Source organism: Steroidobacter flavus (assembly GCF_042651805.1).
Lineage (GTDB): Bacteria > Pseudomonadota > Gammaproteobacteria > Steroidobacterales > Steroidobacteraceae > Steroidobacter > Steroidobacter flavus.
The window spans coordinates 2635726-2662687 of sequence record NZ_JBHSDU010000003.1 but is presented as its reverse complement, the minus strand read 5'-3'; the positions used below and the strand labels follow the sequence as shown (position 1 = coordinate 2662687).

At 62.5% G+C, this 26962-nt stretch carries 28 protein-coding genes; 17 read left to right on the top strand and 11 right to left on the bottom strand.

Translation table 11 applies throughout. From position 1 onward, the window contains the following. Positions 1-40 precede the first annotated feature (40 nt). Entirely contained in the window at positions 41-484 is a 444-nt protein-coding gene (locus tag ACFPN2_RS17205; protein WP_380598668.1) for a superoxide dismutase family protein, read from the top strand. Between the two features lies 1 nt (position 485). Here ACFPN2_RS17205 and ACFPN2_RS17200 read toward each other — a convergent pair whose 3' ends face one another. Then, on the bottom strand, positions 486-2228 hold the full coding sequence (locus ACFPN2_RS17200; protein ID WP_380598666.1) for an ArnT family glycosyltransferase: 1743 nt from the start codon (positions 2226-2228) through the stop codon (positions 486-488). A 143-nt stretch (positions 2229-2371) separates the two neighbouring features. Between ACFPN2_RS17200 and ACFPN2_RS17195 the strand changes: the two genes are divergently transcribed. The 7 genes from ACFPN2_RS17195 to ACFPN2_RS17165 all read left to right on the top strand — a co-directional run bounded on the left by ACFPN2_RS17195 (position 2372) and on the right by ACFPN2_RS17165 (position 12331). Then, a complete protein-coding gene (locus ACFPN2_RS17195) occupies positions 2372-4069 on the top strand; it encodes a phosphoethanolamine transferase (protein WP_380598664.1) in 1698 nt (565 codons plus the stop codon). 41 nt (positions 4070-4110) lie between these two features. Beyond that, positions 4111-4734: an RNA polymerase sigma factor gene (locus ACFPN2_RS17190; RefSeq protein ID WP_380598662.1), complete on the top strand. Its 624-nt coding sequence runs from the start codon at positions 4111-4113 to the stop codon at positions 4732-4734. 4 nt (positions 4735-4738) lie between these two features. Next, positions 4739-5773: a FecR domain-containing protein gene (locus ACFPN2_RS17185; protein WP_380598660.1), complete on the top strand. Its 1035-nt coding sequence runs from the start codon at positions 4739-4741 to the stop codon at positions 5771-5773. Positions 5774-5828: 55 nt separating this feature from the next. Next, entirely contained in the window at positions 5829-7499 is a 1671-nt protein-coding gene (locus ACFPN2_RS17180; protein WP_380598658.1) for a BamA/TamA family outer membrane protein, read from the top strand. Positions 7500-7502: 3 nt separating this feature from the next. Beyond that, complete coding sequence (locus tag ACFPN2_RS17175) at positions 7503-8300, top strand: phosphatase PAP2 family protein (RefSeq protein WP_380598656.1); 798 nt, start codon at positions 7503-7505, stop codon at positions 8298-8300. Further along, positions 8215-10515 (top strand): TonB-dependent receptor plug domain-containing protein, encoded by a 2301-nt coding sequence (locus ACFPN2_RS17170; protein ID WP_380598654.1) that lies wholly within the window; start codon positions 8215-8217, stop codon positions 10513-10515. Before ACFPN2_RS17175 ends, ACFPN2_RS17170 begins: the two co-directional genes overlap by 86 nt. 247 nt (positions 10516-10762) lie before the next feature. After that, positions 10763-12331 (top strand): ATP-binding protein, encoded by a 1569-nt coding sequence (locus ACFPN2_RS17165; RefSeq protein ID WP_380598652.1) that lies wholly within the window; start codon positions 10763-10765, stop codon positions 12329-12331. Between the two features lie 8 nt (positions 12332-12339). On the opposite strand, the gene ACFPN2_RS17160 is transcribed toward ACFPN2_RS17165, so the two are convergent. Together ACFPN2_RS17160 and ACFPN2_RS17155 are read right to left on the bottom strand one after the other, a co-directional pair. After that, on the bottom strand, positions 12340-13374 hold the full coding sequence (locus tag ACFPN2_RS17160) for a histone deacetylase family protein (protein WP_380598650.1): 1035 nt from the start codon (positions 13372-13374) through the stop codon (positions 12340-12342). Beyond that, complete coding sequence (locus ACFPN2_RS17155) at positions 13371-14654, bottom strand: TetR/AcrR family transcriptional regulator (protein WP_380598648.1); 1284 nt, start codon at positions 14652-14654, stop codon at positions 13371-13373. Before ACFPN2_RS17155 ends, ACFPN2_RS17160 begins: the two co-directional genes overlap by 4 nt. Before the next feature lie 271 nt (positions 14655-14925). Here ACFPN2_RS17155 and ACFPN2_RS17150 point away from each other — a divergent pair, with 271 nt between their 5' ends. Beyond that, positions 14926-15285, top strand: a complete 360-nt coding sequence (locus ACFPN2_RS17150) for a PilZ domain-containing protein (protein WP_380598646.1) — start codon at positions 14926-14928, stop codon at positions 15283-15285. 30 nt (positions 15286-15315) lie between these two features. Here ACFPN2_RS17150 and ACFPN2_RS17145 read toward each other — a convergent pair whose 3' ends face one another. Further along, positions 15316-15828 carry a Dps family protein gene (locus ACFPN2_RS17145; RefSeq protein ID WP_380598644.1) on the bottom strand — a complete coding sequence of 171 codons (513 nt, stop codon included), beginning with the start codon at positions 15826-15828 and terminating at the stop codon, positions 15316-15318. A 192-nt stretch (positions 15829-16020) separates the two neighbouring features. On the opposite strand from ACFPN2_RS17145, the gene ACFPN2_RS17140 reads away from it, so the two are divergent. After that, a complete protein-coding gene (locus ACFPN2_RS17140) occupies positions 16021-16326 on the top strand; it encodes an EF-hand domain-containing protein (RefSeq protein ID WP_380598642.1) in 306 nt (101 codons plus the stop codon). Here the strand turns inward: ACFPN2_RS17140 and ACFPN2_RS17135 are convergent. The 3 genes from ACFPN2_RS17135 to ACFPN2_RS17125 form a co-directional block, all read right to left on the bottom strand. Beyond that, complete coding sequence (locus ACFPN2_RS17135; RefSeq protein WP_380598640.1) at positions 16313-17254, bottom strand: rhodanese-like domain-containing protein; 942 nt, start codon at positions 17252-17254, stop codon at positions 16313-16315. The genes ACFPN2_RS17140 and ACFPN2_RS17135 overlap by 14 nt on opposite strands. Before the next feature lie 84 nt (positions 17255-17338). Continuing rightward, positions 17339-17746 (bottom strand): DUF4431 domain-containing protein, encoded by a 408-nt coding sequence (locus ACFPN2_RS17130; RefSeq protein WP_380598638.1) that lies wholly within the window; start codon positions 17744-17746, stop codon positions 17339-17341. A gap of 3 nt (positions 17747-17749) precedes the next feature. Beyond that, entirely contained in the window at positions 17750-18133 is a 384-nt protein-coding gene (locus ACFPN2_RS17125) for a GNAT family N-acetyltransferase (protein ID WP_380598636.1), read from the bottom strand. Between the two features lie 60 nt (positions 18134-18193). Between ACFPN2_RS17125 and ACFPN2_RS17120 the strand changes: the two genes are divergently transcribed. Next, on the top strand, positions 18194-18937 hold the full coding sequence (locus ACFPN2_RS17120) for a phosphotransferase (protein ID WP_380598634.1): 744 nt from the start codon (positions 18194-18196) through the stop codon (positions 18935-18937). Between the two features lie 3 nt (positions 18938-18940). On the opposite strand, the gene ACFPN2_RS17115 is transcribed toward ACFPN2_RS17120, so the two are convergent. The 3 genes from ACFPN2_RS17115 to ACFPN2_RS17105 form a co-directional block, all read right to left on the bottom strand. Further along, a complete protein-coding gene (locus tag ACFPN2_RS17115) occupies positions 18941-19282 on the bottom strand; it encodes a hypothetical protein (protein WP_380598632.1) in 342 nt (113 codons plus the stop codon). A gap of 236 nt (positions 19283-19518) precedes the next feature. Further along, positions 19519-19929 (bottom strand): helix-turn-helix domain-containing protein, encoded by a 411-nt coding sequence (locus ACFPN2_RS17110; protein ID WP_380598630.1) that lies wholly within the window; start codon positions 19927-19929, stop codon positions 19519-19521. Between the two features lie 91 nt (positions 19930-20020). Next, the gene (locus tag ACFPN2_RS17105) at positions 20021-20392 is read right to left on the bottom strand and encodes a hypothetical protein (protein WP_380598628.1); all 372 of its coding nucleotides are present in this window, start codon (positions 20390-20392) and stop codon (positions 20021-20023) included. A 124-nt stretch (positions 20393-20516) separates the two neighbouring features. Between ACFPN2_RS17105 and ACFPN2_RS17100 the strand changes: the two genes are divergently transcribed. Next, a complete protein-coding gene (locus ACFPN2_RS17100) occupies positions 20517-21149 on the top strand; it encodes a response regulator (protein ID WP_380598626.1) in 633 nt (210 codons plus the stop codon). Here the strand turns inward: ACFPN2_RS17100 and ACFPN2_RS17095 are convergent. After that, positions 21136-22092: a LysR family transcriptional regulator gene (locus tag ACFPN2_RS17095; protein ID WP_380598624.1), complete on the bottom strand. Its 957-nt coding sequence runs from the start codon at positions 22090-22092 to the stop codon at positions 21136-21138. The genes ACFPN2_RS17100 and ACFPN2_RS17095 overlap by 14 nt on opposite strands. A 104-nt stretch (positions 22093-22196) precedes the next feature. Between ACFPN2_RS17095 and ACFPN2_RS17090 the strand changes: the two genes are divergently transcribed. From ACFPN2_RS17090 to ACFPN2_RS17070, 5 genes are all read left to right on the top strand, one after another. Then, on the top strand, positions 22197-22805 hold the full coding sequence (locus ACFPN2_RS17090) for an FMN-dependent NADH-azoreductase (protein WP_380598622.1): 609 nt from the start codon (positions 22197-22199) through the stop codon (positions 22803-22805). Between the two features lie 48 nt (positions 22806-22853). Further along, positions 22854-23519 (top strand): response regulator transcription factor, encoded by a 666-nt coding sequence (locus ACFPN2_RS17085; RefSeq protein ID WP_380598620.1) that lies wholly within the window; start codon positions 22854-22856, stop codon positions 23517-23519. Next, entirely contained in the window at positions 23516-24943 is a 1428-nt protein-coding gene (locus tag ACFPN2_RS17080; protein ID WP_380598618.1) for an ATP-binding protein, read from the top strand. Before ACFPN2_RS17085 ends, ACFPN2_RS17080 begins: the two co-directional genes overlap by 4 nt. 316 nt (positions 24944-25259) lie before the next feature. After that, a complete protein-coding gene (locus ACFPN2_RS17075) occupies positions 25260-26042 on the top strand; it encodes a MipA/OmpV family protein (RefSeq protein ID WP_380598616.1) in 783 nt (260 codons plus the stop codon). Between the two features lie 138 nt (positions 26043-26180). Further along, on the top strand, positions 26181-26780 hold the full coding sequence (locus ACFPN2_RS17070) for a hypothetical protein (protein ID WP_380598614.1): 600 nt from the start codon (positions 26181-26183) through the stop codon (positions 26778-26780). Positions 26781-26962 lie beyond the last annotated feature (182 nt).

The following is a 26962-nucleotide window of genomic DNA, read 5'->3' as shown; positions in this document are numbered from 1 at the left end:
CGAGACCACAGCAACTGCTGAGGCCACCGCGGGCGCGGCAGTGAAGCTCTCACCGACTCAAGGCAACACCGCCAACGGCGCGTTGAAAATTACCGCCGCGGGCACGGGCGTAAAAATTTCAGGCATGGTGCAGGGCCTGAAGCCCGACAGCGAGTTTGGATTTCATTTTCATGAGAAGGGCGATTGCAGCGCGCCCGACGCGACCAGCGCCGGCGCTCATTTCAATCCAGGCAGCCAGAACCATGGCAACCCGCAGGCCCCACCGCATCACGCCGGCGACATGCTGAACGTGAAGTCGGATGCGCAAGGCGTGGCCGAGGTGAGCATCGACAATGCCGAAGTTTCATTGCAGACGGGCCAGCCGAACGACATTCTCGGCAAGGCCATAGTGGTGCATGCCAAGCCCGACGACTACACGACGCAGCCGTCAGGCAACTCCGGCGACCGCATCGCTTGCGGTGTCGTGGCGATTCAAACGAATTGATTTAGTCCGCGGCACGCGGTGGCGGCGCATAGCGATACAGCGCCGCCGCTTTGCCTCGGGCCACGCACTTCCCGTCGGGCTTGCCTCGCACGATGAACCATTCCGAGCGATTGGCTTCTCCCAGGGACTGGCTGGCCGTATCGGCAAAGCACAGCTTCCGCGCGTAATCATTGACGACCAGCTGGCGACTCCCTGAACCGCTCAACCACAGCGCCGCGTCCGCCGCCTCTTGATCGGCCTCGCGCCAACGCGCGTGCCCGAAATGAACGATGGGTCGATGCACGTTGAGCAAATATTGCTCCTTGAAGCCGACGAAGCCGAGCTCGGCGGTCGGATCGTCGATCTGCTCGACGCGTTTGATAAAGGCCGCGCCCGAGCGCGCCGTATTCATCGCCGGGTTGACCCAGTAACTCACCGTGAGCAACGTGACGGCAAGCAAACCGGCGTACGCAAGCACACCTCGCGCGGGTTTCGTGAACGCGCACACCAACGCACCGGCAATGCCGATCAACAGCAACGGACCGAACACGTCGATCTCATAACTGGAGATCATCTCCAGACGTCGGTCCGGCCGGATCTGCACGTAGATCGCGCCCAGCAAACAAACCGTGGCGAGCACCGCGGCTAAAACAAACATCGCACGCTGCACGCCGCGACGCTGAAGCAGATCCAGCAGATACGGGCCGGTCGCAAGCGCCAGCGCCGGCACCGCGGGCAGAACATAAACGCCACGCTTGCCGCTGCTGAAGCTGAAGAACAATACCACCAGCACGACCCAAGCCGTGAGCAACCCAATCCGCAAGTCACCCGCTTGCCACGCCTTGCGCCATTGAGGCACGAGCCATGGTAATAACAGGGTGAGCGGCAGCCACAGCCCCGGAATCACCTGAACGAGGAAATACCAGAACGGCTCGCGGTGGTGCCACGCATCGGTGTAACGCCCGACGGTTTGATGAAACAAAATCTCGTCGCGATACGCCGCGATAGTCGGATCGGCATTGGCCGCCAGCAACATCGGCACCAGCCACGTGCTCACCGCGAGCAGGAACGCCACCGGCCCGATGAACCACAACGCGACGCTCGAGCTTTGCATGCGCGGCGACCAACGCGGGCCGCGCATCGCTGCAAACGGAATCAGGATCAATAACGGCAGGAAGCCGACGCCTTTGGTGATCACACCAAATCCGGCCGCCGCCCAACCCACCGCGTACCAGCCCCAGGCGGGCCCAAGTAATAAGTGGCGGACCAAGCCATACAGACCGAGCACGACCCAGAACAACAAGGTCGCATCGATCTGCGCCTGACGCACTTGCCAGACAAATTGCACTGTCAGCAGCAGGACCAGCGCGGCGGCCAGCCCCGTCTCGCGATTCCACAGACGACGGCCGAGATCGTAGATGAGCAGCAGGCACGCAAGGCCGCTCAGCAGTGAGGGCACCAGAAAGGCGATGCGCAGGGAACCGATGACCGTGAGGCACAGCCCCATCAGCCAGAAGAACAGCGGCGGCTTGTCGGCATAAACGTCGCCACCGACGCGTGGCAACAGCCAATCGCCGGTCGCCACCATGTCGCGCACGATCAAGGCGAAGCGCGGCTCGTCGGCGGGCCAGGGGTCGCGCAGCCCGATGCCCGTCGCAATGAGTAGCAACCCAAGCCCCAACAGCCAGAAAAGGTCGAGCCGGACGTCGCGCGTGCTGTGACTACCCACACGGAACACTCCCTGCACCCAACTCGCCTGCGTCATTCGTTCTTGCCCTCATTGCCGCGGTAATTATGCACTGGCCGACCGCAAATCTGGGTTGGACGACCCCTGGGACAAAAACCAATCGCGATTTCGCGAATTTTTTGTTCGATTGATCGCTTCACGGACGAACGTCCAACGAAGCGATGCAAACTCAACACGTTTCGGCCGCGCCGCTGTCTTTGTCGATCCGTCTGCGCGAGCGCTGGGCCGCTGGCATTCCCTGCTCTTCCGATATCGCCTTCGCGTTTGGCGTCTCCTTCATCTGGCTGGTCCTGTACAACGTCCGCTTCTGGGAACTGTCGGCTCAGGCCATGTGGCATCCGAATGTGGGCTCGGTGCTGTTCATGGCGTCGCTGGGCGTCCTCGCGTGGGTCGTGCTGGCGCTGTTGTTGCTGTTGTCGCCAACTCGACGGGTAATGCGCGTAGCCGCCAGCCTGATGTTCGTCGCCGCCGCGTTCGGTGCGTACTTCATGAGCGAGTACGGCGCCATCATGAATCAGGAAATGATGCGCAACGTGATCCAGACCGACCGCGCCGAGGTCGGCGCGCTGATGAACGCGGACCTGGCGTTGCATGTTGTGTTACTCGGAGTACTGCCGGCGTTGCTGTTGTGGCGGGTTCGTTTGCCCGCGACGAGCTGGCGCTCGCAACTCAGCCGACGCGCGATAGCAATCGTCGCTGGACTCGGTGTGGCGTTCGCGGGCGTGTTCGCCAACTCGGCCGACTACGCCACCTTCTTTCGCGAGCACAAGCCCATTCGCTACACGCTCAATCCGATCGCGCAGATCGTCAGCATGACCGGCCTGCTCGCCGGTAGCCGCGAGTCACGAGCCAACGAACCGCTGATCGACCCCGCAGGGAAGGTCGAGCGCACGGCGGCGACTTCGGCCAAGCCGCTGGTGTTGTTCCTGGTCATTGGTGAAACCGCGCGGGCCGCGAACTTCCAATTGGGCGGCTATGGTCGCGAGACCAATCCCGAGCTGAAGCAGATCTCCGGCATCACTTATTTCTCGAACACGTCGTCGTGCGGCACTTCGACGGCCATCTCGGTGCCGTGCCTGTTCTCGCACCTGCCGCGCACCGGGTTCAAAGTCGATGAGGCCGGCCGCTACAAGAACCTGCTCGACTCGCTGGTTCAGGCCGGCTTCGACGTGCAATGGCGCGACAACAACTCGGGTTGCAAAGGCGTCTGCGCCCGTGTGACCAATGTCGATTACAACCAGAAGCCCGACCGACGCTATTGCACCGATGCGAACTGTTTCGACGCCGTCATGCTCGACGACCTGCCGCAGACCCTGCGCAAGATCGAGCACGACACCGTGATCGTGTTTCATCAGAAAGGCAGTCACGGCCCGTTCTACTCCGAGCGCTATCCGCCGGAGTTCGAGCGCTTCCGGCCGGCCTGTCGCTCCAATCAGCTCCAGCATTGCAGCCAGCAGGAAATCACCAACGCGTACGACAACACGATTGCTTACACCGATCATGTCCTCGCCAGTCAGATAAGGATGCTGCGCGAGGCCAGCTCGAAGATCGACAGCCTGCTGCTTTATGTCTCCGATCACGGCGAGTCGCTGGGCGAGAACGGCATTTACTTACACGGCATGCCCTACGCATTTGCGCCGGAGGCGCAGAAGCAGGTGCCCATGCTGATGTGGACCTCGGAAGGTTATGTCCGACGCACCCAGCTCCGGCCGGACTGCCTGAGCACCGAGGCCAAGTTGCCGGTCAGTCATGATTTTTTCTATCACACCGTGCTGGGAGCGGCCGAGACGCGCAACCAGGCTTATGATCGGCGCCTGGACCTGATTGCCGGCTGCCGCCGCGGTGGCGGCAGCGAGTGAGCAGCGATTGATTTGTCGCCATTGCCCGTCTTACTGACCGAGTGAGCTCAGAACAAAGCACCGATAGCGCCCTGATTGCCGCCATGTTGAGCGGCGACGAGGCCGCTTTTCGCCGCTTTTTCGAAACTTATTTCCCGCGAGTCTACCGGTTCGCCCTGCCTCGGCTGGGCAACGACGCCGAGGCCTGTAAAGAAGTGGTGCAAGCAACGCTGGTCAAAGCAATGCGCGGCCTGGCCGGGTTCCGCGGCGAGGCGGCGCTGTTCAGCTGGTTGTGCCAGATCTGCCGGCGGCAGATCGCGGACTATCTGCGCGCTCACAAGCGGCATCATCAAAATGTCGTGCTGATCGACGACACTCCGGGCCTGCGCGAAGCGCTGGAATCCATAGCCGCGCCCGCCTCGGACGAGCCCATGCAAGGGTATGGCACCGCCGAGACCCGCCGGCTGGTGCAATCGGTCCTGGATCGGCTGCCATCGCGCTATGGCGATGTGCTGGAATGGAAATATATCGAGGGACGCAGCGTCGAGGAGATCGGCGAGCTGCTCGGCGTCGGCCACATAGCGGCGCAATCGCTGCTGGCCCGCGCCCGCACGGCATTCCGCGAGGCCCTGGAAACAGTATTCGGTTCGACTGCGAGCGATGTGCTCGCCGGTATGAGAAAGTAGCGCCATGACGACGGTACCCAACGAACCCGAGTCTAACGATGCCAGCATCGAAGCGCTGTTGCGAGAGGTTGGCGCACGCGACGAACCTTCCGCCGCCACGGCGAGCGAGGTCATGTCGGCCGTGCACGCCGAATGGCTCACCATCGTTCAACAACGCAAGCGCCAGCAACGGGTCGTTGCCTGGCGGATCGCCGCGGGTGTAGTGCTGGCTGTATTGGTCTCCACTTTCAGCTATCGATACCTGACGCCGGCGCCCGAGCAGGTGGCCAGCATTGCAAACATCGACGGTCATCTGCTGGCGAGCGATGGCGACAGCACCGTCCAGCCTCGCAACGTCGGGCAGCTCATTCACGTCGGCGACCGCATGCAAACCGACGCGCAGTCGCGGGCCGCCGTTTCTTTCCCGGACGGGCTGTCGTTGCGGCTCGATCACGACACTCAGCTCACCGTCGACGCGACCGATCGCATCACGTTGGCCGCTGGCGCTGTATATATCGACTCGCCTCCGAGCCTGCGTGGCGCCAACACTCTGACAGTCGATACGAAGGCCGGATCGGTCCAGCACCTCGGCACTCAATATGAAGTGCGGGCGCATGCCGACGCGATGGTCGTCAGCGTTCGCGAGGGTCGCGTGCGCGTGACCAGCTCGAACAGTTCGAGCACCGGCGAAGCGGGCCAGGTACTGCGATTGACGACCGCGGGCGAACTGACCCGCGGCGCGCTCACCGCCACCGATCCTCACTGGGATTGGGCGGAACAAGCGGCGCCCGACTTCGACATCGACAATCAATCGCTCGCGCTGTTCCTGCAATGGATCGCGCGCGAGACCGGCCGTCATCTGGTTTATTCCACGCCGCAAGCCCAAGCGGCCGCGCAAGCAGTGAAGCTGCGTGGTTCGATTGCGGGCCTCGACGCGGATGTGGCATTGACCACGGTGCTTGCGACCACACAACTGCGTCGCTATCAAACAAAGTCGGACGAGATCGGCATCGAGCTCGCGCCGATTGATTCGAGCGCCCCCACGCGTCCAACCCACTGAGCGCCGGGCTGGACGCGAATCATCGCGGCCTGGAAGCGGCGGCGATGGGGGCTCGATGCGACGCTTCACTACGATTGCGATCACGACGGCTGCGTCGACCTTGTTCGTCGCATCGATGACCCACGCAAGCGACACCGTGGTCGCAATGCTTCCCGGCCGACTCGCGCTCGATCAATCGCAGTTGCCGCCGGACGCCGAGCTCGAGAAGCGCGGCGCGAAAATCGGCCGCATCGATGTTCGCATCGACGACGTGTTCGAAGGAGACAAAACATCGCTGTCCGCGCCCTATCGCGTCGTCAACGGTTTGCACATTGCCACGCACGACGCAACGGTGCGTCAACAATTGTTGTTTCAAAGCGGCGAACCCTTTCACCGTCGCGTGCTCGATGAAACAGCACGCCTGCTGCGCGATCAGCGTTATCTCAATGAAGCCTCGGTCACCGTGGTCCGCTACAACGAGGACAATACGGTCGATGTCGAGGTGCGGGTTCATGACGTCTGGACATTGAGCCCCGGCTTTTCTTTCGGCCGCAAAGGTGGCGAGAACAACACGCGATTGAAGTTTGCTGACAGCAACTTCCTCGGACTGGGCAAACAAGTGGCAATGGAGCGCACCAGCGACGTCGATCGCACCGCCTGGCGCCTGACCTATGTCGATCCGCATCTGTTCGGCAGCTGGTGGACGCTCTCCACCGCGTATTCCTCGATGAGCGACGGCACGGAAAAAGCATTGGGCTTGTCCCGGCCATTTTATGCACTCGATTCTCGATGGAGCGCGAATATCGGCGCCTCCGACGTCGACAGCGCCATCTCACGTTACTCGCTCGGTAAACGTATCGAACGGTTCGAGATGGGCGAGCGCCTGTTCGAAGTCGGCGGCGGTATTTCATCCGGTCTGCACGATGGCTGGACCACGCGATATCTCGGCGGCTTTCGCTACGACGAGCGCTCATTCACGACGCGCCTGAACGAGCCCAACGTGGCGCTGCCTGACGATCGCACGGTGGCGTATCCCTGGGTCGGTATCGAGATGCTCGAAGACAATTATCTGAGCACGCGCAATCTGGATCAGATCGGCCGGACCGAAGACGTCCATCTGGGTCGCAGCGCCCGATTCGAAGCGGGTTTCGCCAGCACCGCGTTCGGCTCGACGCGCGATGCCTTCATCTTGAGTGGCGAGCTGGCGGCAGGCGTCGATCTCGATCATGAGCGCTATCTCATCAACAGCCTGGGCTGGCACGGACGATTGGAAGGCGGCACGGTCGCCGACGGCGTGTTCGACGCCAACAGCCGCTTTTATCTGCGCCAGTCCGAGCACCGGGTGTTCTTCGCATCGGTCACGGCGTCGATCACTTCCAACCTCGATCCAGAAAAGCAGCTCTTGCTGGGCGGCGACAACGGTCTGCGCGGATACCCATTGCGCTATCAGGCGGGTAAGACCAACGCACTGGTGACGCTGGAGGAACGCTTCTACAGCAACTGGCAACCGCTCAAGCTGGTGAACGTCGGCGGCGCGGTGTTCTTCGATACCGGCCGTGCGTGGGGACAGGATCAATATGCAGCGGCGCCCTCGGGCTGGCTCTCGGATGTAGGCATCGGCTTGCGACTGGGCAGTGCCCGATCCGGTCTGGGCAATGTCCTGCACATCGATCTGGCGATGCCGCTGAACCGGAGCAACGACATCGATTCCCTGCAACTGTTGATCGAAACCAAGAAGTCCTTCTGACGCATGTCAAACGCAATGTTTTACTGGCGCCATCTGCGTGCGCCGCTGGTGCTGTTCGTACTGCTCGCCGCCGTGCTTGCCACCACGACGCTCGATATTTCCATCGCGCATGCGCTGTACTTCGACGAGGTCCAGTCGCGCTGGATCGGCGCCGGCAGCTGGTGGGCCAACGAGCTGATCCATCACGGCGGCATGTGGTTCATGCGCATCGTCGCGTTGCTGGCGTTGGCACTGTGGGCAGCGACCTGGGCACGACCGCAGTTGCACGTATTGCGTAGGCCCTCGCTGTACTTTTTTGTCTCGGTGGTGCTGTCGGTGGGACTGGTGGGCTTGCTGAAAACCCTGACCAACGTCGATTGCCCGCGCGATTTGACCGAGTTCGGCGGCGCTTTCCCCTTCATTCATCTGTTCGAGCATCGCCCCGCAGCGCTACGTCACGCCCAGTGCTTTCCTGCCGCGCATGCCAGCTCCGGTTATGCGCTGCTGGCCTTATACTTCGTGTTTCGCGAGCGCAGTCGCAGGGTTGCGCGGTTGGGCCTGGCCTCCGGCTTGTTGATGGGCCTGGTGTTCGGCATCGCTCAACAGGCACGGGGCGCGCATTTCGTATCGCATGATGTGTGGAGTGCGATGCTGGTGTGGACGGTCTCGCTGTCGGTATACACGTTCGTTTTCAAGGCCCGTCTATGGAATCCGGCCTCGTCTCAGTGGGAAAGCAATGAAGTCAGCGCTGCGGCGCCTCGCCTGCCTGTCGACGGGACTGTTGATGTGCCATACCGCAGTGGCACAGCTGCAGGGTCGTAGCGTCGGCGATGTTCTCAAGGATCTGCGCAGCCAGGGCCTGATCTTCATCTACAACGACCAGATCGTCCCGACCACGCTGCGCGTTCAGGTCGAGCCGAATGCGAGTCGCGGACTGGAGCTGGCTCGCGAAATTCTGGCCGCACACGGCTTGACGGTTTCTGAAGCGGCACCTCGCGTTTATGCGGTGGTTCGCAATTCAACCGATGCTCCACCGCCACGACCGCCCTCACCGCCGACCCCGCAGAGTGCGAAATTGGAAGAGGTCGTCGTGCAAACCAGCCGTTACGTGCTGGCCGCGGCCGAGAGCATCGCGCCCAAGAATTTTCTGACTCAGGACGAAGTGCAGGCGATGCCGCGCCTGGCCGATGAAACATTGCGGGCCGTGCAACGCCTGCCGGGCACGGCGACCAACGGCGTCTCGAGCCTCGGTCCGATTCGCGGCGGCGAGCCGAACGAGACGGCCATTCTGCTGAACGGCCTGCGACTGTATGAGCCGTTTCATCTCAAGAACTTTTACAGCCCCATCAGTCTGCTGGACTCCCGGCTGATCGACGGCATCGAGTTCTATTCGGGCGGCTTTCCGGCGCCGTATGGCGACCGCATGAGCGCCATCATCGATGCCCATACCATTCGCCCGACCGAGCGTTATTACGAAGCCGGCATCAGCTTCTTCAATACGAGTGCACTGGCCGCGACCCCTTTCGCCGGCGGCCGCGGTCAAGCGTTGGTGTCCGCTCGTCGCGGCAATCTCGGCGAGCTCGCGCAATTCGCGGAAGAGGATTTTGGCAAGCCCGACTATTCGGACGGCTTCGCCCGCGTGGAATATGCCTTGAACGACGACACTCGCATTTCTTTCGACGCGCTCGTGTCCGGCGATCAAATCGTCGCCAAGCGCGAGGAAGGCACGCAGCAGGCTCGCGCCAAGTATCGCAACGTCTATGGCTGGCTCACACTCGACCACAACTGGTCATCGCACGCGTCGAGCCGCTTGATCGGCTCGTTCACCGACCTGGTCAACGAGCGCCGCGGCTACGTCGATCAACCGGGTCAGCGCACCGGCCAGGTCAAAGACGACCGGTCATTTCATGTCGCCGGGCTCCGCTTGGAGAACAGTTGGGACGTCGGCGCCATCACGCATCGGTTCGGCGGCGAGGTTCGCAAGCTGTGGGGTGACTACGATTACGCGCTCGATCTGACGGTGTTCCCCGATTATCCCTTTCCAGGGTCGCCGGGCTCGGTGACCACGCGTCGGGTCTCGCCGGCGCCGGAGGGTTATGAAAACTCGGCGTATTGGGACATGAGAACGACGCTCGCCCAGCGCTGGACGGTCGAGGCCGGCCTGCGCGTCGACGTGCAGACTTACGACGGCACCGACGATGGCGAGCAATTGAGCCCGCGCCTGAGTGTGATGTATTCGTTAGCGCCGGACACCAGGCTGCGCGCCGGCTGGGGACGTTTCTTCCAATCCCAAGGCATCAACGAGCTGCAGGTCGAGGACGGCATCTCGCAGTTCTATCCCGCTCAGCATGCCGATCACGCCATCCTGAGCCTGGAGCACGCGTTCGACGAAGGCTTCAACATGCGGGTCGAGGCGTACCGTAAATATTATCGGCGCATTCACCCGCGCTTCGAGAACATGCTCGATCCGCTGGTCCTGTTTCCAGAAGCGGAGTTCGATCGCGTCGTGGTCGACGCGCACAGCGCGCGGGCCGAAGGCATCGAAGTGCTGATGCAGATGAGGCCTCGCGGTCCCTGGAGCGGCTTCCTCAGTTACACGTGGTCACAGGTCACGGATCGAATCGGTAACGAGGACGTGCCACGCAGCTGGGATCAACGACATGCCGTGAATCTTGGCGTGACCTGGGCGAGCGGGCCGTGGACCGCCACGCTCATCGACAGCTACCACAGCGGCTGGCCGACCACGGTGCTGCCCATCGATCCGGTGACCGGCGTGCCGATCGTTGACGTCTCGGCGCGCAATCGCAGCCGCCTGAAAGATTTCAATTCGCTGGATATGCGGCTGACCCGAACCTTCCTGATGCCTCGGGGCGCGCTGGATGTATTCGTCGAATTCACCAACGCGACGTCGCGGGAGAATCCTTGCTGTGTCGAGTACAAAGCCCGGCAGAACGCCGACGGCTCGACCCGCTACGAGCGCGATTTCAATTCCTGGCTGCCGCTGGTGCCCTCGGCCGGAGTGCTGTGGCGATATTGATCGCGCCCGGGCGCGAAGCCGATCCACCTTTCCTGCAAATCCTCATAGGTAGGGACGCCTTACGCTTGGTAATCTAGGCTGTCGGGCGCGGGGAAAATACGTAGCGACGCTTCGAACGTGACCGGGCGCACACGCCTGCAGTCGCGCTCGGCGTGAAGATACGCGTCCGCAGCGCATAGCATTTCGATTATTAGAGCGGACCATAGCCCCGGAAGGCCATCTGGAGGCTGCGAGGACAGAAGGTTAGATGAAGATCCTGCATCTCGAGGACAACCCGAGCGATGCGCTCATCATTGAGCGCGGCATCCAGCGACAAGGCATCCAGGCCGCCTTCATCCAAGTCCGTAGCCCCAGCGAGTACTCCGAGGCCTTGAAGGCCGGCGGCTTCGATGTCGTGCTGGTCGATAACAACCTGCCGGGCTACAGCGCCGAAGATGCCATCGTCGAGGCCAAGGCCAGCTATCCCGAAGTGCCGGTGATCGTTTGTTCGGGCGCGGCGCTCGATGCAGAAGTGGCGGCGAGCTTCGCGGCCGGCGCCAATGACTATGTGCTCAAGGATCATCTTTGGCAGCTCAGTGCAGCCCTGCGCCGGAATATCAAATCGCCAGCACCGGTGGTGGCACCTCCGCAAGCGGCCATGATGTTGCTGGTGGATGTCGTGCAGAAGCTGTCGCTGGCACGTGGGATCGACGCCATCGTCGACATCGTTCGCAAGGCGGCCCGCCAGCTCACCGGCTGCGACGGCGCGACGTTTGTTTTGCGCGACGGCCCCTTCTGTTACTACGTGGATGAAGACGCGATCTCGCCGCTCTGGAAAGGACAACGCTTCCCGCTGGAGACCTGCATCAGCGGCTGGGCGATGCTCAACAGCCAGTCCGCCGTCATTCCCGACATCTATAAGGACTCGCGCATTCCGCACGCGGCGTATCGGCCGACCTTCGTGCACAGTCTGGCGATGGTGCCGATCCGCTCCTACGCACCGATCGGCGCCATCGGCAACTATTGGGCGAACCATCACGAGTGCACGCCTCAGGAACTGATGTTGTTGGAAGCGCTGGCGAACACCACCGCGGTGGCGATGGAAAACGTCGAGGTCTATCAAAACCTCGAACGTCAGGTCCGCGAGCGCACCCGCGAGCTGCAAACAGTGAATCAAGAACTCGAGGCGTTTTCATCGGCGGTGTCGCACGATCTGCGTGCGCCGCTGCGGATCATGAATGCCGAGCTGGACATGGCTCGCGAGCATGCCGGCGTGCTGCCGGCAGCATCGGTCGTGCGACTGCGCGACTCCACCACTCGCATGGGCTCGCTCATCGACGACCTGCTGCGACTCTCGCACATCACTCGCACCGAGCTGTATCTGCAGCAGACCGATCTCAGCGAGATCGCGAACAAGATCGTGACCCGCCTGCGCAACGCCGAGCCGCAACGGGACGTCGAGATCTGCATCGAGCCCGGCCTGGTGGCAACGGCCGATGCCGGCCTGATGAGCGTGGTGCTGGAGAATTTGTTGTCGAACGCCTGGAAATACAGCTCCAAGCGCGAGCGCAGCCGCATCGAGCTGAGCTCTTATCGGGACAGCGCCGACGGCATCGTCTATCGGGTGCAGGACAACGGCGCGGGCTTCAATCCGAATCAGGCCGACCGGTTGTTCAAGCCGTTCACCCGGCTGCACGACGCCCGGCAGTTCCCGGGCGTGGGCATCGGCTTAGCCACCGTTCAACGCATCATTCAACGTCACGGCGGCGAGATCTGGGCGACTAGCGATGGCAATACCGGCGCCCAGTTCATGTTTACGCTGGGCGAGCAAACCTAGCTCGCCGATCACACGGCGTCTTCGAATCCCCGCAGGACATGCGCGACGTTGTGGCCGATCTCGGCCACCGCGTAGCCACCTTCGAGAATGAATACGGTCGGCAGCCCGAGCGCCGCGATCTGCGCACCGAGCTTCAAATACTCCGGCTCGCGCAGCTGGAACTTGGAGATCGGATCGTCGGCGAAAGTATCGACGCCGAGTGAGATCACCAACGCGTCGGGCTTGAACTCATTGATGCGACGGACCGCATCGCCCAGCGCATCGAACCACAACGCATTGCTGCTACCGGCCGGCAACGGATAGTTCTTGTTGTAACCGACACCCTCGCCGCTGCCCGTTTCGTCGGCATGGCCGAGGAAGAACGGATATTCGGTGCGCGGATCGCCGTGAATGGAAAGAAACATCACGTCGCTGCGATCGTAGAAGATGTTCTGCGTGCCATTGCCGTGGTGATAGTCCACGTCCAGCACGACGACGCGCTTGGCGCCGTTGTCACGAAACGCCTGAGCGGCGACCGCGGCGTTATTGATAAAGCAGTAGCCGCCGAAGAAATCCGCGCCGGCGTGATGCCCGGGCGGACGCGACAACGCGAAAGCGGCGCGCTCGCCACCCGCGACGATCTGCTGAGCCGTCAGCGCGATGTCCGCACCGGTCTTTGCCGCTGCCCAGGTGCCCGCCGTCAGCGGCGTGCCGCTGTCGTAAGAATACAAACCGAATTTGCCCGCGAAGTGATCGGGCTCGATGTCAGTACGATGGCCGCGCACTGGCCACACCGCCGGCAGCGCATCGTTCGTGTAGCCCTGAGCGCTCCACAGATCCCAGGCCTTTTCGAGAAAACGAATGTAGCGGGACGCATGCACGCGCTCGATCAGCGACACCGGAAATTCCTTCGGCTCCAGGATCGCGCCGAAGTTGCGCGCCTTCACGGCGTCATAAACGAAGTCGGCACGCTCCGGCTTTTCGAAGCACGGCACGAGTTGACCGCGATACATTTCCTTGTCACCGGCATGCAGTCGGTGACGGTCGCTATAGATGATTTTCATGAACGGGCTCTAAGTCCCACGGCCACCAGATTGGCGATCTCGCGGGCGATGTGTTGCTGTTGGGTCGGATCGGTGGGCACGTCGTCCTTGACCAGCCAGCTGAGCAGGCCGGGCAACATCAGCGCCCGCGCATGCACGTCCACGTCCTTGATGCTGGTTTCGCGCATGCCGTGACGGATCAGCTCGTGATACGCGTCGCCGAGCTGATCGGAGCGCACCGCGAATTTCGCCTGACCTTCCGGCGACAACGCGCCGTGGCCGACCAGCGGCGACAACGGGTTCAGGTCTTCATTGGGATAGGCGCGGGCCAGCGCGTCCATCGACGCCGACAGCGCTTCCATGCGCGTGCCCGAATATTCGAGCATGCGATCTTTGATAAACAGAAAGATGCGGAAGGCGCGCTCGTAGCACGCCGACACCACTTCCTGCTTGCTGCCGATGTGATGATGAAACGTGCGCTTGGTCGTGCCGAGCTGCGCGGCGATTTCTTCGAGCGACGTGGCATCAATGCCTTTGCGATTGAAGGCCCGCGACGCTGCTCGTAACAAGGCTTCGCGCTTGGCTTCGAGCGCCGCGTCCCGATCGAAGGCGCTCACCACTTGAGGCGCGAGCTTGGAAAGATCCAACGGCTCGTAGGCCGGCAGGTTCGCGCTGGTCGAGAATCCTTCGAGCACAGTCGCCATCACCGCGGACCGCAACCGTTCCGCGCCCATCGGCCCGACCGCGTGCGCCCAGGGTCGCGCCAGCGGCGCCCAGGTCACGAGACTGAGAATGACTCGCGCATTGACCTCGATATCGCAGGATCTCAGCACGCCTTCGCGATGCCCGGTCTCCAGCAAATGCGCCAGGCGGGCGGTCAACCCGTCATACAGACCCTGGATGGTGTCGCGCTGGGTCTGATTCATCATCGCGATTTCGGCGCGGGCCGCGATCTCGGGCTCTTTGGGATCGAGCATGCGGCTGATGAAATCGACTAGTACGTCCGCCGAGGTGCCGCCAACGCGCTCGGCCTCCCGCAGATGTCGCGCGATGATCTCGGCCGCCCGGCGATAACACTGGAATACCAGATCCTCGCGATCGGCGACGTAGTGATACATCGCCCCGCGCGTGACACCCAGTTTCGCGGCGATTTCGGCCAGCGAGGTGAGCAGCACGCCCTTTTGATTCAATTGTCGGGCGGCCTCGTCGAGCACCCGCTCGTGACGATTGACGACACCCGCCCCCGAGGCGGGCGCCTCGACGGTGGGCTGGGCGGTGCTGTCTTTGGGATTCGAAGTCATGGCAGTAAACCGGAGTTACCCATAGTAACCCGCAGCGCCGTTTCCGTTCACCCCGCCCCCGACTCATTCATCGCATGGGCCGGGCCGGTCCTTCGCATCCCTGCGACCCCGGCATTCGGGCGTCCTGCCCAGCACGAGAGCCGGTTCACAATTCCCAACGCCTCCGACCGGGTCAGACGGCCGTTCTCCCCACGAATAGGCTACGATTTCCCCCGAATCGACCGGTGAAGTAAGCCACTACCGGAATACCGCAACCAAGAACACGGCCGACATGGAGTCTTTTTTCAGCTCACACGGGCCCTCTTCCGACGCCGGGGCCACCCGCGTCAAGGCCATGCGCTGGCCGGCCAGCGTGCGCCTGGGCCATACCACCGTTCTGAGCGCCAAAGCGATTCAGATCTCCAACAGCGGCGTGGGGTTGCTGATGGAGCGCACCCTGCGGGAAGGCGAGACCGCGCTGGTGCGGGTGGATGCCTTTGTGAGTGGTAATCCGGTGCGGTTGCAGGCGCGGACCAGCGTGGTCTGCTGTACCTGTGTGGGAATGGACGGATTCCGGATCTCGCTGCGCTTCCAGGAACTGGATGACGACGCGCAGAGCGCGGTCGAAGCGCTACTGGGCGCCGCCCGCTGACGGCCAGCGGGCGCGCCACTCAGACTCAAATCACTTCAACAGACTGCGCAACATCCACGCCGTCTTTTCGTGAACCTGCAGACGCTGGGTCAGCAGATCCGCGGTCGACTCGTCGCCGCCTTTCTCCGCTGCCGGGAAAGTCGAGCGTGCGGTCCGAGCGACAGCTTCATGCCCGGCCACCAACAGGCGCACCATCTCCAGGGCTTCCGGCACACCTTCGGTTTCCTCGATGGAAGTGAGGCGCGCGAACTCGCTATAGGTGCCCGGCGCGGGGTAGCCTAGCGAACGAATGCGCTCGGCCACTGCATCGAGCGCGTTCCACAGCTCGGTGTACTGCTCCATGAACATCAGGTGCAGCGTGTTGAACATCGGGCCTTCGACGTTCCAATGGAAATTGTGAGTCTTCAAATACAGCGAGTAGGTATCGGCCAGCACCTTGGACAGACCGTTGGCAATCTTCTCGCGATCCTTGCCGCCGATGCCGATGTCGATGGCGACCTCGGCGCTCTTGCCGCCATTTTTCTTGGAACTTTCTTTGGCCATACAGATTCTCCTCACGAAAATCGAGCTGGGAACTGAACCGATTCAGCATCGTACCCGCTCGCTCCCGGCCGCTCCAACAGCGACGCTCTATGTGCAGGATCGATGACGTCTGCAACATTCAGGGAGTATTCAGAGCGGATAATTTGCAATACGCGCGCCGCCCGAGCGGATCGGCGCGGAGATAACGAGACCATGAGACACTTTGTAATACAAAAACTTATTCTGGCCGCCGTCGCAGGCACCACGGGCCTGCTCGCTGCCACCGGCGCATTGGCCGACGACGACGCCCAGAAAAAAACCTCGACCGCGAATTCGTTCACCGCACTGGACCGCAACGGCGATAACCGCCTGAGCCGCTCCGAAGCCGGCTTCGATCGCTGGCTGTCGGATACGTTCGTCGAGCTCGACACCGATGGCGACGGCTTCGTGTCCGTGGCCGAATTCAACGCCGCCGCCGATAAAAACCGCGTCACTGTCGGCAAGCTCACGCGGCAGTAGCCGTGTCGGTGGCGTGGCGGTCTACCGGCCGCCCGCTCGCCTGCCACGCTTCGATGCCGCCCGCCAGCGGCCGGACCCGCTTGAAGCCCAGCTCGCTGAGCTTTCGCGCCACGACCGCCGCTGAGGCGTCGTTCGGGCAATCGCAGTAGACGATGACTTCCTCGCCGGGCTTCAACTGCAGCTCGGAGAGATCGCGCACGCTGATGCTGCCCGGAATCCAGCCGGACGCCGCGCGACGCTCGGGGCTGCGCACATCCAGAATCACCGCCGCCGATCCTGAGTCGAGCAGCGACAGCAACTCGTCGACCGAAATGCGCGACATGCGGATCTGCGCCGTGAAGCGCTGACGCTGCCACCATTTGAACAGCACGAACAGCACGATCGCGACGATCAGCAACAGCAGGGCGAAGTGGCCCAGCTGCTCGAGCTGATCCAGCAGCGCCTCGACCGCCTCATGAAACATCGCGCCCAACGCGATCGCGCCGGCGGCCCAGAGCGCGGCACCGATGCCGTCATAAATAATGAAGCGCCGGACGCTCGTGCCCGACTCGCCCGCCAGCGTGGTCGACACGGCGGCAAACCCGGGAATGTATTTGGCGAGAATCAACGACGGCGCGCCCCACTTCGCATAAATGTTCCGAGTCATGCCGACACACGAATCCGGCGACAACGAGACACGACACATCAATCGCAGCAGCTGATTCCCGAAGCGCCGCCCGCCCGCGAACCACGCGAGATCGGCGATCAACGCCGCGAGCGTCGCGACCAGCAACACCGGCAGCAGCGATTCGTGTTTGTCAGTGGCGAGCGCGGCGGTCACGATCATTGGCGCATACGAGGGAAACGGCAGACCGCCCTGATCCAGCAGCACGCAAAAGAACACGACCCACAGGCCGTAGCTCTCGATGATGTGCAGCAGCGTGTCCATCCAACCTCACCCGCGAATTGTGCCCCGGCCCCGGCTGGGGAACTGGCATCGCCGTGCGCTTATTGTGCCGGAATGAGGCTGTAGTTATGGCGTCAGCCGCGTCTTTTCAATCTCGCCGGGCGCGATGACGAGGCGCTTCTGGTAATTGGCACCGCCGTGCTTGAGCTCACCGGTCACCCTCACCTTCTGTCCAAGCAGGCCCCGATACTGCCGGTACTGCTCCGGCGTCAGCGCCAATTCGATCTCGAGCTGCAATGGCTCGCGCGGATAGCTCCTGTTGGCCTCGACACAGATGCGCTCATCGAGCTGCAGAATCCACACCGTCCGCGGCTCATCGCCCTTCGTCACACTCTCGTAATCCGGCGGCCCCGCGTGAGTCTGTTGCACGATCCTGCCCGCGATATCGATGGGGCCGTATTGCAGACACGTGTATTCCAACGCCACTGCCGGCGTCACGCTGAAACATGCGATGACCAGCAAAGCGCGCCACATATCCTATTCCGGCCGCTGCAGCTCGAAGCGCAATTCGCCATCGGTGCTCGCGCTGACCTGCCGCCACCCGGCAGCTTCATAAAAACGTGCCGCGCGAGTCCCTGGCCCGGTGGTCAGCCACAACCGATCGTGTCCCTGTTCCCAGAGCCACGCAATCATGACGTCATGCAATTGACGGCCGTAACCTTTGCCTTCGTGCCCCGGCTCGACGAACAGCGCCCAGATGCTGCCGGTCGCGCTGTTGCCGACGGCGAAGGCAACGATGTTTCCTTCGGATTCGATCACCCAGCCGCGTCCAGTGACTTCGATCTCGACGACGTAGTCCTGTTCAGACAACTGCCGCGAGACCAGCCGATTCTCGAGCACGGACATGCGCACGCGATGCATTGCTGGCACATCTGCTGAACGAGCCTGCCGCATCCTTCCGGTCTCCGCTATCGTTCGTGGATGACTGACCCTATCCCATCCAAGGTCCTGGAGCTAGCCGCCGGGGCGCAACCGCAACTCGTGTGGACCAATGAGCGCGGCGGCACGACGTATCGAGCCGGGGCGCGTTTCATCAAATGGAATCCCCACACCACCCGTCTCGATCTGGAGCCAGAACGACAGAAGCTGGAATGGGCCGTGCGTTATCACAATGTTCCGCGCGTGCTCGACTACGGCACGAATGAAGAAGCGCAGTGGTTGGTGACAGCCGCGTTGGCCGGCACGGGCGCGGTGATGGAGCCGTGGATCTCGCAGCCTCTACTCGCGGCACGCGCCATCGGACGTGGACTCCGCATCCTGCATGAAACATTGCCGGTCGCTGAATGTCCGTTCGAATGGTCGCCGGAGATCCGCACCGGCCGGCGCGTTCCTTTGGATCAACTGGGCGTGCCGCCGATCGACCGATTAGTTGTATGTCACGGCGATCCTTGCTCGCCGAACACCATCATCGGTGCCGACGGCAATCCCATCGGCCATGTCGACTTGGGCTCACTGGGCCGCGCCGATCGCTGGGCCGACCTGGCGGTCGCGAGCGTGAATCTCGACTACAACTACGGCCCCGACTGGGAGCAGGAATTCTTCCGCGCCTACGACATCGAGCCCGATGCGCGACGCATTGCCTACTATCGCTTTCTCTGGGACAACGAAGACCGGATCGGGGTCTCGCCCGAAGCAACCCACGAGCTTCGGGCCAGCTATCGATAACGATCAGGTCGACGGCAACAGTCGACGGAAGAACTGACGAAACGAGCCGGTCGCAGTCGACCGAACGACGGGCGCGGGACGGCCCACGAACACTTGCTTGCGAGCGTTGTACGCCGTCTGGCTGCCGGTCTCGCCGTAAATCGCGCGGCCTTCGTGCGCCTGTTCCACCAATTGCAGGCCCGCATGCTCGAGACGAGCAAGCTGCTCCTCGGTCACATGACGCTCAAACACACCCGTGGCTGTCTGCCACTCCCACACTGTGCGACCTTCGTCGAACACCGCCCGGCCGGACTTCCGGTCCACGCCCGGCTGCGCCGACGTCTTCTTCTCAACCGACTGACTCATGACCTCTCCAATTCTTTTTCGATCCGGTGCGCCCCTCGAGCACTCGAGTGCTCGTCGCTGATCGGGTTACTCACCAGTTGGAGTAGTTATCGTTAGGTAAGGGAAAATCGTGGATAAGACCAACCCTGAATGCACCCCTAAGACCGACTTGCAAGCAACGCTTACTGCGGAGCCTTCCCGCATTCGCGGAATTCCCTTGCCGTGTCAGCGGCAATCCCTTGCCGCACTGCTCTCACTCAATCGACGTCGGCATGCAGACGTGCGAACTCTCGCGGAGTGAGTCCGGTCATGCGCCGAAACGTGCGCGTCAGGTGACTCTGATCACAGAAGCCCAGCGCCGCCGCGATCTCGCACACCGGCCGATCGTCCTGTAACAGCATCTGCTTGGCTCGCTCGATGCGGGACTTGAGCAGATACGCCATCGGACTATCGCCGGTACTCACACGAAACAACCGTGCGAAATGAAACCGACTCACCCCCGCCTGCCGGGCCAGATCGTCGAGCGTGAAACGCTCGCCCAGATTCTCGGCCATGTAACTGTGAGCACGATTGAGCGCGCGTCGGCTCAGGCCCCGCGGCGTCCCGGCGACGACACGAGTCCATGCACGCGGCGGCATGGTGTCGTGCATCTGTAGTTGAGTAGTCATTGGCCCTCTCCAGGCGAACATGGCGTTGACAGCGAATGACATCGTCGTCGAGGGCCGCGGGCCTGACATCCCCCGATTGGGGAAGTGACGACTACCGCTCGGGCGGCAATACCACCACGCGCCGGCCGAACATCCAGGCGTCGATGGAGTACGCGCCGGGCCCGAGCAACGCGGCGGCGATCGCGAGGATGAGATTGAAGACTTCCCAGGGTGCGCCAAGCTCAGCCATGCCGGCCAACGCGGCGAGCTCGAGCACGCCGCAAACCAATGCGAACAGCGGCGTCAGAATGCCCACGGCGACCGCGGCCGCCGCGAGCACACTGCCAATTGCCAGCCACACTGGCATCGGCCAGGCGATTCGCCCGGTCTGATCGACGAACAGCAGCGCGCCCAGACACAGTCGCAGTAATAACAATGCGACGCCGGGCGGGCCCGCCGGGAACATGGAAAACAGTTTTTGCACTATTTCGATGCTAGCCCGCCGCCGCGCCGAGGTAAGCCCGAAGCCAGGGACGGCCGCCTCACCCTTTCGAGGGAGATGAGTGTCCGGCGGGCAGCCGGGGTGGCCCTGCTATGATCGCCCCGAGATGAGTGAGTCCGCCAAGCCAATCCGCATCCTGACCGTCGACGATCACCCACTGCTGCGCGAAGGAGTCGCTTCGGTGATCGAAGCGCAGCCCGACATGGTGTTGATCGGCGAAGCGTCCAACGGTCGCCAGGCCATCGACAGCTTCCGCCAGCATCGCCCCGATGTGACGCTGATGGACCTGCAGATGCCGGACGTGAACGGCGTCGATGCGATCAACGCGATTCGCGCCGAGTTTCCCGATGCCCGCATCATCGTGCTGACCACCTATAAAGGTGACGTGCAGGCATTGCGCGCGTTGAAGGCGGGCGCGGCGGGTTACCTGCTCAAGAGCATGCTTCGCAAGGAGCTGCTGGAAACGATTCGTGCCGTGCATGCCGGCCGCCGGCGCGTGCCGCCGGAGATCGCCACTGAAATCGCCGAGCATGCCGCCGACGACTCGCTCACCGAACGTGAGATCGCCGTGCTAAAGCGCGTGGCGGTCGGCAGCGCGAACAAACAGATCGCCGTGACGCTGGGAATCTCCGAAGAGACCGTCAAGGCGCACATGAAGAGCATCCTGGCCAAGCTGTCGGCCAACGATCGGACTCATGCCGTCACGATCGCGCTCAGTCGCGGCATCATCGAGATCTAGCCTCGCGCTCTTCCCGCCCCACGGACAGGCAGGCGTTTTTCACTTCTTCCTTGATGATCTCCGCCAGACGCAACGCGCCGGGCCCCGCGCCCGCACGATCTGCAAAGGCCAGATACAGCGGCTGTGTGCGTTGATTCATATCGCGCATCGGCAGCGCCTTCAGCTCGCCGTTCTGCAGCTCCGTACGAATCTTATCTTCAGCCAGCCAGGAGAATCCGTAGCCACGCGACACCGCGCCGATCGACGTGGCCATGTTGCTCACCGTCCAGCGACGCGCGACATCGAGCGTCAATGCTTTCTTGTCGCGCTTGGCGCTGGTGTCACGCACGATGATATGACGATGTTTCCTTAGATCTCGAAACTCCACCGGGCGCCCGAGCTTATGCAGCTCGTGATTCGGATTCGCGACTGCGGTGACCCGCGCCGTCATCAAGTGCTCCGCGGGCAGTCCTGGCGGAACGACGCCGGTAATCGCAAGATCCGCCTTGCCAGTCCGCAAGGCTTCGGGCGTGCCGTCGAGCACCGTCTCGTACCATTCGATCCGAGTCTGCGGACTCTCCTTGCCGAACCGCTCCAGACATTGAAACATCAGCCAGGTTGGAAACAGAATCTCCACCGCGATGGAGATCTCCGCTTCCCATCCGGCCGACACGCGACTCGCCGCGCGCTCGATGGCATCTGCCTCTTCGAGAAGTAAGCGCGCCCGCCGATACAACATCTCACCGGTCGGCGTGAGCTTGGCTTTGCGGCCCTGAATCTCGAACGCCTTCACCTGCAAGGTCGATTCGAGCTTCTGCACGGCGTAGGTCACGGAGGACTGACTCTTATGCAGTACCTCCGCCGCCCGGGCGTATCCGCCCGCCTCCACGACGGCAATCAGGCACCGCCACTGCTCCATGCTGATGTGGGGCAACCGCATGATCGGGGAGGTATTTTCGGCCATCTATCGATCCATTCGATGAATAACGTCGAAATCTTGAGCTTTTTTATCGATCCACTCAATACTTAAATAGTGACCACTGAAAACAAAGCTAGTTCGGAGGTCACATGAGCACTTTGCTACAGATCAACGCCAGCCTGGCCGGCGCCAACGGCCAGTCGTCCCGCCTCGCCCAGCGCTTCGTCGCGGACTGGCAGGCTCAGCATCCCGATGGCCGCGTGATCACGCGCGACCTCGCGAGCGATCCGGTGCCGCACCTGACGGCCGAGCGCTTCCAGGCGTTCCTGTCGCAGCCCGAAGCCCGCACGGATGAACAGCGCACGCACGCTGAGTATTCGGATGCGCTGATCGAGGAGATCAAGAACGCCGACACCATCGTGTTCGCGGTGCCGATGTACAACTTCAGCGTCCCGTCGACGCTGCGTGCGTACTTCGATCACATCGCCCGCGCCGGCGTGACGTTCCGTTACACCGCCAACGGCCCGGAAGGATTGCTCAAGGGTAAGAAAGCGTATGTGTTCATCACTCGCGGCGGCTTCTACGCCGACGCGGCCGATACGCAGACGCCGTACCTGAAGCAGTTCCTCGGCTTCATCGGCATCACCGATGTGAGCTTCGTGTTCGCCGAAGGCCTCGGTCTGGGCGAAGAGTCTCGCGAAAAGAGCTTGAATCAGGCTCATAACGCGATCGGCGAGTTGCTGCCGCGAGCCGCGTAACTCAAGCGCATCTTGACAGCCGCACGTTCGTCCACGAACGTGCGGCGCATGCGTATCCTGCTGGTTGAAGACGACACCATGATCGGTCAGAGCCTGAGACAGGCACTGACCGAGAATGGCCTGACCGTCGATTGGGTCAAGGACGGCGTGCTGGCGCAGGACGCGCTGTCTCAGGGCGGCTATGCGGCCGTGCTGCTGGATCTGGGATTGCCCCGCCGCTCCGGCCTCGAAGTCCTGCGCCGTGCGCGTCAGGACGGCGATCGCACGCCCATGCTGGTGCTGACCGCGCGGGACGGCGTCGACGATCGGGTCCAGGGACTGGATGTCGGCGCGGACGATTATCTGATCAAGCCTTTCGAGATGCGCGAATTGCTGGCACGCATGCGAGCCATCGTCCGCCGCGTCGGCGGACACGCGCAGTCCACGATTGGCACCGCAGAGACTCAACTGGATCTTTCCAGTCGCGAGCTCACTCACGCCGGCACGTCCATTCTGCTTTCCGCCAAAGAATTCCGTCTCATGCATGCGCTGCTCGAACGGCCCGGCGCGATCCTGTCGCGCACTCAGCTGGAAGAGCGCTTGTATGGCTGGGGCGAAGAAGTCAGCAGCAATGCTGTCGAAGTTCTGATTCACGGCGTCCGGCGCAAGCTCGGCGCCGATGTGATCCGCAACGTGCGCGGCCTGGGCTGGCGCGTCAGCAAGGACGCATCATGAGCAAAGATTCGCTCCGCAAACAACTGATGACCTGGCTGATGCCGCTGTATGTGGTAGCGGCCATCGTGGCGGCGACCGTTACCTACCACGTGTACGGCAACATGGTCAGCGTCTTCATGGACAACCAGCTGCGCCTGTTCGCCGATTCCCACGCCGGCGCGTCCGGCTCGGCACCGGCCTTGCGCCCGCTCACGCGTCACAACGTGGTCGAGAAGGGCGACATGTTCGTGCAGATCTGGGATCGCTCGAATCGCCTGGTCGCCACCTCCTGGCCCGAGCTCGATCTGAAGCGTCAGACTGCGCAGGGCTTCCACGATGTGACCATCGGCGAATCGCGCTGGCGCGTTTACACCCTGCAATCTCCCGATCGCACCGTGCAGAGCGCGCAGAGCCTGCAGTTCCGTCGGCACCTGGTGAAGTCGCAGGCCTTCCAGGTGGCCTTGCCGGTGCTGCTGATGATTCCAATCTCAGGCTGTTTCCTCTGGTTCGGCATGCGACCGGCCGTGCGCCGGCTCGAGTTGATTTCTCGCGCGGCGGCTCAGCAGGACGAGCACCGTTTGACGGAGCTGCCGGTCGAGCATGCTCCTTGTGAGATCAAGCCGCTGGTGATGGCGGTGAATACTTTGCTCGCACGCTTGCGGAATGCGTTCATGGCACAGCGTCGCTTCGTGCAAGACGCCGCCCACGAGCTGCGCACGCCGATCACGGCGATGAGCTTGCAGCTGGAGAATTTGAAATCTCGCATGCCGGATGCTTCGTCGGCTGAGCAGCTGACGCAGCTCGAAGCGGGCCTGGCTCGGACCAAACGCCTGGTCGAACAACTGTTGCGCTTGGCCCGACAGGAGTCGCCGCGGCCGACCGATCCGCCGGTCGCGATTCAGCTGGATGGGATGCTGAAGTCGAGCATCGCGGATTTCATGGCGCTGGCGGATAAGCGCAAGATCGATCTCGGCTACGCGGCGGATATCGATGCGACCGTGCATGCGAATGAAGACGAGCTGCGAAGCCTGATTCACAACCTGCTCGACAACGCCCTGCGCTACACGCCACCCGGTGGCATCGTCGATGTGACTTTGCATCGGGACACGGGCGTCGTGACCGTCGAGATCGCCGACAACGGCACCGGCATTCCGGCGGAGTTACTGCCGCGAGTGTTCGATCGTTTCTTCCGCATCGAAGGCGCGGAGACGGAAGGCAGCGGGCTCGGCCTCGCTATCGCTAAGAATGCGGCGGATCGGAATCGCTGCGGACTGGAGTTGATGAATCGCGTCGATGGCTCGGGACTGGTCGCGAAGATGCGATTCGAAGCGGCGACGGTGATCGTGCAACCGAGTGCTAAGCCGGCTGTTGTTGAACAGGAAGAAACATCGGCCCCGCCGGAGCTTGCCGATGAAACGCAGCCGCCGAACATCGCCCGTGTCTGAGCTGGCCGACGAAACCCAGCCGCCGAACATCGCCCGTGCCTGAGCTGGCCGGCGAAACCCAGCCGTCGAACATCGCCCGTGTCTGAGCTTGCCGATGAAACGCAGCCGCCAAACATCGCCCGTGTCTGAGCTGGCCGACGAAACGCAGGCGCCAACCTGAGATCTAAAACGCCACCTACGCGCGCCGCGCACGCGCGCCCTCGTCCAGCTGTTCGCTTGCGCAAGTATGCTCGCGCAGTGGAGCCATGTTCGGCGCGAACTAAGTGTCCGCTAAGTTTCGTTCCCTATGCTGGTCTCGCCTACTCGGGAGACCGTCATGCATTTGGTTCGCTATGCGCTGCTGATCTTCAGCGGCGTCGGCCTCTGTTACGCCGGAAACATCATCGCCGAGAGCCGTGACGACGCTCACGACAAGTCCTGGCAAGTCAGCGCCGGCGCCGGCGTCATCGCTCGCCCCGATTTCCCGGGCAGCGACTCGCTCGAGGTCCTGCCATTGCCGGCCTTCAATGTCACCTACGGCGATCGTTGGTTTCTGAACGCCGACGGCCTGGGCGCATATCTCGTCCGTCGCGATCACAGCTCCCTGACACTGTCGCTCGCCCCCGATGTCACACAGCGCGACGAATCCGATTCCTCCCATCTTCGCGGCCTCGGCGACGTCGATCGAACAGCCGTCGCTCGACTCAAGGGCGCATACAACCTCGGGCCGGTGACAGCAACGGCGGCTATATCGACCGACATCGCAGATCAAGGCCACGGCACCGTCGCCGAACTGACGTTGCAAAGTCGCGCCGACATCACGCAACGCTTCTCGCTCAGTTACGGAATCGCGGCGCGCTGGATCGACGACGAATACGCGGAAAGTTTTTTCGGCATCGACCCGCAACAAAGTCAAAGATCAGGGTTATCCCCATATGAAGCCCAGAGCGGCATTGGCGACGCCCGACTGTTCGTCAACGCCGTCTACGCCCTGAGCCCGCGCTGGATCGTCGCCGCCGGCGCGGCCGCCGGCCAGCTGCAAGGCGATGCCAAGGACAGCCCGATCGTCGAGGACGATTCGTACTTCCAATTCGATACGGCGGTGATGTACAGATTCTGAGCCGCTTCCGCATCAAATCCGTTTGGCGCGCGAGACGGACTCAGAGTTCGGAGTCAGAGTTCGGACTCAGAGTTCGGACTCAGAGTTCGGACTCAGAGTTCGGAGTCAGAGTTAAGGCGAGCGGCAATGGAGTGGTGAGTGCTTCAACGAGCTACCTTGATCGTCGCTGGAATCGCGCTGCTGTTAACCGGTGCCGCGGCGCCGGCTGCGCCCGATTACGTCACTGCGGTGTGGCGGCAGCAGTCGCTGGAGTTCGCGTATCAAGGCACGAACACAGCTTACTCGTGCAGCACCTTACAGCGACGCCTCGAAGCCATCCTCCGCAGCGTTGGCGCCCGCGACGGGCTCACTATCGTCATGCAACGGTGTACGGATCAGGCGGATGCGTTCGTGCAGATCACGCTCGAATCGCCTGTGGAGGCGACGGAGGCCAACGTCGCCGCTGTGACTCAGCACACCAGCACGGAAGAGTTAGCCGCGAAGGTGAGAAATGAAGCACTGCCGACGCCAGAGAACATCGCTCGCTTTCCCGCCGAATGGAGAACCGTTTCCATGTCGCGAGATAAGACGCTCAAGTTGGAGTCGGGAGATTGTGAGCTGGTAAAACAACTCCGCCGCGAGGTGTTCCCACACCTGTCGATCCGCGTCGTGCGAGACAACCTGCGCTGCTCGGTTGCGTTCGGCAACGTTGGCCAGCCGCAACTCTCCGTCGCCGCCTTGATCGCCGTCCCAAATTAAAGCTCGCCTTCTTGCGCCTCAGAAGGCGCGAAGATGGTGAGCAATGCCTGCCCCGCCTCTCAACGCACCCCGACGTTGGGCGGCTTGCCTCGCGTCTTGTCTTACCTCTCAACGCACCACTCACATCGCGGCAGCGCCTGGGGAAGGACATCCCTCCCCCAAGCGATGCGAACCACCGTACT

Coding starts and splice junctions, on each gene's coding strand:
- ACFPN2_RS17150 (WP_380598646.1), top strand. CDS start 14,926: ATGGAGTCTTTTTTCAGCTCACACGGGCCCTCTTCCGACGCCGGGGCC.
- ACFPN2_RS17115 (WP_380598632.1), bottom strand. CDS start 19,282: ATGAGTCAGTCGGTTGAGAAGAAGACGTCGGCGCAGCCGGGCGTGGAC.
- ACFPN2_RS17135 (WP_380598640.1), bottom strand. CDS start 17,254: ATGGACACGCTGCTGCACATCATCGAGAGCTACGGCCTGTGGGTCGTG.
- ACFPN2_RS17160 (WP_380598650.1), bottom strand. CDS start 13,374: ATGAAAATCATCTATAGCGACCGTCACCGACTGCATGCCGGTGACAAG.
- ACFPN2_RS17140 (WP_380598642.1), top strand. CDS start 16,021: ATGAGACACTTTGTAATACAAAAACTTATTCTGGCCGCCGTCGCAGGC.
- ACFPN2_RS17195 (WP_380598664.1), top strand. CDS start 2,372: ATGCAAACTCAACACGTTTCGGCCGCGCCGCTGTCTTTGTCGATCCGT.
- ACFPN2_RS17085 (WP_380598620.1), top strand. CDS start 22,854: ATGCGTATCCTGCTGGTTGAAGACGACACCATGATCGGTCAGAGCCTG.
- ACFPN2_RS17080 (WP_380598618.1), top strand. CDS start 23,516: ATGAGCAAAGATTCGCTCCGCAAACAACTGATGACCTGGCTGATGCCG.
- ACFPN2_RS17180 (WP_380598658.1), top strand. CDS start 5,829: ATGCGACGCTTCACTACGATTGCGATCACGACGGCTGCGTCGACCTTG.
- ACFPN2_RS17200 (WP_380598666.1), bottom strand. CDS start 2,228: ATGACGCAGGCGAGTTGGGTGCAGGGAGTGTTCCGTGTGGGTAGTCAC.
- ACFPN2_RS17155 (WP_380598648.1), bottom strand. CDS start 14,654: ATGACTTCGAATCCCAAAGACAGCACCGCCCAGCCCACCGTCGAGGCG.
- ACFPN2_RS17170 (WP_380598654.1), top strand. CDS start 8,215: ATGAAGTCAGCGCTGCGGCGCCTCGCCTGCCTGTCGACGGGACTGTTG.
- ACFPN2_RS17090 (WP_380598622.1), top strand. CDS start 22,197: ATGAGCACTTTGCTACAGATCAACGCCAGCCTGGCCGGCGCCAACGGC.
- ACFPN2_RS17130 (WP_380598638.1), bottom strand. CDS start 17,746: ATGTGGCGCGCTTTGCTGGTCATCGCATGTTTCAGCGTGACGCCGGCA.
- ACFPN2_RS17120 (WP_380598634.1), top strand. CDS start 18,194: ATGACTGACCCTATCCCATCCAAGGTCCTGGAGCTAGCCGCCGGGGCG.
- ACFPN2_RS17175 (WP_380598656.1), top strand. CDS start 7,503: ATGTCAAACGCAATGTTTTACTGGCGCCATCTGCGTGCGCCGCTGGTG.
- ACFPN2_RS17100 (WP_380598626.1), top strand. CDS start 20,517: ATGAGTGAGTCCGCCAAGCCAATCCGCATCCTGACCGTCGACGATCAC.
- ACFPN2_RS17145 (WP_380598644.1), bottom strand. CDS start 15,828: ATGGCCAAAGAAAGTTCCAAGAAAAATGGCGGCAAGAGCGCCGAGGTC.
- ACFPN2_RS17095 (WP_380598624.1), bottom strand. CDS start 22,092: ATGGCCGAAAATACCTCCCCGATCATGCGGTTGCCCCACATCAGCATG.
- ACFPN2_RS17185 (WP_380598660.1), top strand. CDS start 4,739: ATGACGACGGTACCCAACGAACCCGAGTCTAACGATGCCAGCATCGAA.
- ACFPN2_RS17075 (WP_380598616.1), top strand. CDS start 25,260: ATGCATTTGGTTCGCTATGCGCTGCTGATCTTCAGCGGCGTCGGCCTC.
- ACFPN2_RS17125 (WP_380598636.1), bottom strand. CDS start 18,133: ATGCATCGCGTGCGCATGTCCGTGCTCGAGAATCGGCTGGTCTCGCGG.
- ACFPN2_RS17110 (WP_380598630.1), bottom strand. CDS start 19,929: ATGACTACTCAACTACAGATGCACGACACCATGCCGCCGCGTGCATGG.
- ACFPN2_RS17165 (WP_380598652.1), top strand. CDS start 10,763: ATGAAGATCCTGCATCTCGAGGACAACCCGAGCGATGCGCTCATCATT.